Here is a 4,410-nt window from a genome sequence, read left to right on the forward strand (position 1 = left end):
TTTACCGGTTTTAAAAAAGGCAAAAAAAAAACCGCTCCAATCGAGCGGTTTTTTTATACGCGGTGAAAAGATCAGCCCTTAGGCTCCGCAGCCGGCGCTTCAGCAGCCGGAGCAGCCTGCTTAACCTCAGGCTCCTTGAACTTGCCACCCGACTTATTGGCCATGAACACAACAGCACGCGCCACTTCCACATCATCCAGATCCGGATTGCCACCCTTGGCAGGCATCGCGCGCAGACCTTCGATAGCGTGCTTCACAACAGTGTCATAACCCTGCGCAATACGAGCACCCCAGGCGCCGTTATCGCCAACCTTAGGAGCACCAGCAGCGCCAGAGCCGTGGCATGCCGCGCAAGTCGCGGTATAAACAGCTTCGCCAGTCTGCAGTACTTTAGGAGCGTTAGCGTCTTTCAGGGTAAAGCCGTTATCCGCAACAGGCTTCAGGCGAGCCGCAACAGCTTCAGCACTTTGGCTTTCCGAACCCGCGCCAGTCAGTTTTTCCTGGGTCACAAACTGCACCAGCAAAACGATGCCAATGATGGTAACAGCGAAGAAACCTACAACTGCAGCGACCAGCTGCTTAGGCGTTCTGATTGCGGATTCGTGGCTCATGATTTCCTTAGGACGGTTTTTCAAAAAGCTGCGTGAGGGTTATTTTTTTGGCATTTTTGATGCCTCGCCCTCGTCAAACCTGCGATTATAGACGGAAACCCCTAGCTATGGAATGGATTTCCGGCTATCCTTCGTGTCTCTTCAGTATCACCTGCGGCTGTAGCTCAGTGGATAGAGTATCGGCCTCCGAAGCCGAGGGTCGTGGGTTCGATCCCCGCCAGCCGCACCACTTTCCCCAAGAAACTCAATTGATTTTGTGCCTGGAACCATAACTTCGCCGATTGGCGGGATTATGCTTTCACGGCGCACTTTGTGTTCTGTGCCGGATGACGTGTCTAGATTCACGCGAACAGATCATGAAAAAGCCAGTCGGCGAGCACAACGATAATCAACGTCTGGGTAACAATGTGGCCCCATCCGGCAGCGCTCGACGTTTTCCTGATTCAGGAAGCGATTTCATCTTGATCGTTTGCGGGGAAGAACAGAAACCCTTCGTTGCGGAGTAGTCTCCATGGCTGCATGCCTGTTTTGATACTCTCCACCTTCAGGACGAAAGGCTGCCCATCGATAAACTGCGGCATTACGGATTCAAGCCGTTTCATTGTCTTAATCTTCGCGACATCAATGGCGCGCTCTTCCGACAGCGCCAGAACGTATTCATTCCGATAAAAGCCGAATTCTTCTCCATCGAGAAGGAATGGCTCTCCAAGCAACTGGACACAATAAAACTGAATCATTCTGGAAACTTTCAGCCAGGATTGGCGAAGACGCAGTCGAAATCGGCGCGAGCAATCCAGCGTGCAAACGAACACAGAATAATTCAAAAATTATCGTTTGAGCGGTACTCGCCTTCGCCAGGCATTACCGCGTTTTTGCTTCATTTTTCGACATTCTCGATGAGAGTATCCCTTGGCTGGCGGCTGGTTGCCTATGAAGGCGAACTTGTGGACGGCGCACGTCGTTTGCCAAACCAAGCGTCACCGCTAGCGATCTAAAAGTTGGTGCGCACGATTGAACGTTGCGCATTGGCACAACAATAGTCCATTTATAATCTGTTGCTATTTTTGTATGTCCGCCCGCCATCGCAGGGGCCGGCAAATCGCAAGGACTATGCAGCATGAAAATGAATGGCTTGTCTGATTCGCTGGCCGGATTGCTGCCAATCGGAAGTTTGGCAGGCACCAACCGGCCGATACGCCTGCGCCTGTCCGACGCGCAGGATGACCTTCTGCTGGTCAAGCACGTCAGCGGAACGGAAACTATCTGCGGCGGCATCGAATACCGCCTGTTGTGCGTGTCGAAGAGCGCCGGCCTGCCGACCAAGCAGTTCATCGCCGTACCCGCTGAAGTGCAGTTTGTGACCGATACCGGAGATCTGCGTTCCGTATGCGGCATCGTCGCCGAAGCCATAGAAGGGCAAAGCGACGGCGGCCTGGCGACGTACCAGCTGGTCATCCGCGACGCCCTGGCAATCATGGAACTGCGCACGAACACGCGCGTCTTCCGCAACGCCAGCGAGATCGACATCACCCAAACCATTTTGAGCGAATGGTGCCAGCGCACCCCGATGATGGCGCGCGCCTTTGAATTCGACCTTGGCAAGCTGCGCAGCTATCCTCAGCGTGAATTCACGATGCAATACAACGAGTCGGACGCCCAGTTCCTGCGCCGCTTGTGGAAGCGGCGCGGCATCGCGTGGTTCATTCGGCCGGGCAAATCAAGCGAGGGTAACGACGACAGTGTGCCGGTGCACACGTTAATGCTGTTTGATGACGTAACCTCGCTGCAGCAGAGCGCCGCCGGGACGGTCCGTTATCATCGCGACGACGGCACCGAAACCCGCGACAGCATCACCGCCTGGCACGCCGTGCGCACGCTTAGCCCAGGCAAGACCAGCCGCCAAAGCTGGGACTATGCCAACGCCCAGATGTCGGGCAGCGACGAAACCGGCCGCAACGACCAGGGCGAGTGGGGCAACCAGCTCGCAGCAACGCTGGAAGACTACCTGGTCGACGTGCCGCATGCTGGCGATAGCAGTTCGGACTACCGGGACCTTGGCACGCTGCGAATGCTGCGTCATGAGTATGAATCGAAGTGCTATCGCGGCGAGAGCGGCGTGCGTGACCTTTGCATCGGCCAATGGATTGGCGTGAGCGGGCATGCCGCAATTGACGCCCACCCGCCGGAAAAACGCGAGTTCGTGATCACTGAACTGCATGTCGATGCGGAAAACAACCTGCCTAAAGCCTTGAATGACAAGGCGCGCCGCCTGTTCTCCTTGAATCGCTGGCACGGTGGCGGCCTGGATTCCGCGCTGGTGCAGGCAAGCGAAGAACGCGGTGTGCGCTACACCAATCAATTCAGTTGCGTACGGCGCGACATAGCCATCGTGCCGGCCTACGATCCGCGCATCGACTTGCCGCGTACAGAAGCGCAAAGCGTGATCGTGGACGGGCCGCCCGGCGAGGAAGTCCATTGCGACGACCTTGGCCGGGTAAAAATCCGCTTCCCGGCCTGCCGTCCGGAAGACCACCCCAATGGCGCCGGGGCATCCGGCAGTGAACGCGACTCGGCCTGGGTGCGCATTGCCGGCACCTGGGCCAGCCGCCAATGGGGCGCGATCTCGCTGCCGCGAGCCGGCGACGAATGTATCGTCACTTTCCTTGGCGGTGATCCGGACAAGCCGATCATCACTGGCCGCGTGCATGGCGGCACCACGCCGCCGCCAACGTTCAGTCATGCCGGTGGGTTGCCCGGTAACCGCTACCTCTCTGGCATCAAGAGCAAGGAAGTGCAAGGCGCACGCTACAACCAGTTGCGTGTGGACGATACGCCTGGCGAGATCAGCGCCCAGCTGGCAAGCGAACATGGGCACAGTGAGCTGAATCTCGGCTACCTGACCGATCCGCGCTTCGACGGCAAAGGCAGCCCGCGCGGCGAAGGTGCCGAGTTGCGCAGCGATCACGCCGTGGCAATCAAGGGCGCAGAGGGCGTTTACATCAGCGCCGATGCGCAATTGCGCGCGGCGGGCCGCCAATTGGAGCGTGACGGCCTGACCGGTCTGGCCGACGCCTTGGAAAGCATCCAGAAGCAACTGGCCGAACTGGCGGGCACCCACCATGCGGAAGATGGCGACGGCAAGCCGCTGTCGCAGTTGATCGGCCATTTGAAGCAATGGGAAAAGGGCAGCAATACCGACGGCGGCAAAGGTAACCCGGCTGGCGGCCAGCCGATCGTCGCGGTGAATGCTCCCGCTGGCGCGATCCTGGGCAGCTCCGACAATATCGTCATCGGCGCGCAGACGCATGTGGACGTCGTCAGCGTTGGCAACACGCAGTTGTCGGCGGGACGCAGCTTGCTGATGCGCGCGGCGCAAAGCATGAGCCTCTTCGCGCACAAGCTGGGCATGAAGCTGGTTGCCGCCGAAGGCAAGATCGACATGCAAACGCACCAGGATGACATCGAGCTCACGTCCGCGAAGCGCATCGTGCTGTCCGCATCGGACGAAATCGTCATCCAGGCGCCGAAAGTCCGCATCGTAAGCCAAGGCGCCCAGACGAGTTACGGCGGTGGCGCGATCACCCACCAGGTAAGCGGCGCCTACACGGTCAAGTCGGCCACGTTCGCGCATAGCGGGGCCGGCGACGCCAGCCCGCAGGCATTGGATCTACCAAAGAGCAAAGTTCAGTCGGATGAGAAATTCCGGAAATTTTCAAGCTAGTTGTCGCCTAATTTGATAATTCAAGCTGCTTGTTTCAGTGTCAGTGGTTCCGCCTCCGTTTCGCTGTTCAGCGTGTTT

Annotated in this window: 3 protein-coding genes and 1 tRNA gene; 2 read left to right on the top strand and 2 right to left on the bottom strand. The window is 58.0% G+C overall.

The annotated features are described in order from the left end of the window. Positions 1-71: 71 nt before the first annotated feature. Entirely contained in the window at positions 72-611 is a 540-nt protein-coding gene (locus ASE26_RS17200; RefSeq protein WP_055927016.1) for a cytochrome c5 family protein, read from the bottom strand. A 153-nt stretch (positions 612-764) separates the two neighbouring features. Between ASE26_RS17200 and ASE26_RS17205 the strand changes: the two genes are divergently transcribed. Then, positions 765-840 (top strand) — tRNA-Arg (locus ASE26_RS17205). A gap of 214 nt (positions 841-1,054) precedes the next feature. On the opposite strand, the gene ASE26_RS17210 is transcribed toward ASE26_RS17205, so the two are convergent. Continuing rightward, a complete protein-coding gene (locus ASE26_RS17210; RefSeq protein ID WP_055927014.1) occupies positions 1,055-1,348 on the bottom strand; it encodes a hypothetical protein in 294 nt (97 codons plus the stop codon). A gap of 386 nt (positions 1,349-1,734) precedes the next feature. Between ASE26_RS17210 and ASE26_RS17215 the strand changes: the two genes are divergently transcribed. Beyond that, the gene (locus ASE26_RS17215) at positions 1,735-4,332 is read left to right on the top strand and encodes a type VI secretion system Vgr family protein (protein WP_082591393.1); all 2,598 of its coding nucleotides are present in this window, start codon (positions 1,735-1,737) and stop codon (positions 4,330-4,332) included. Positions 4,333-4,410 lie beyond the last annotated feature (78 nt).

The organism is Duganella sp. Root198D2 (assembly GCF_001428585.1).
GTDB lineage: Bacteria > Pseudomonadota > Gammaproteobacteria > Burkholderiales > Burkholderiaceae_D > Rugamonas.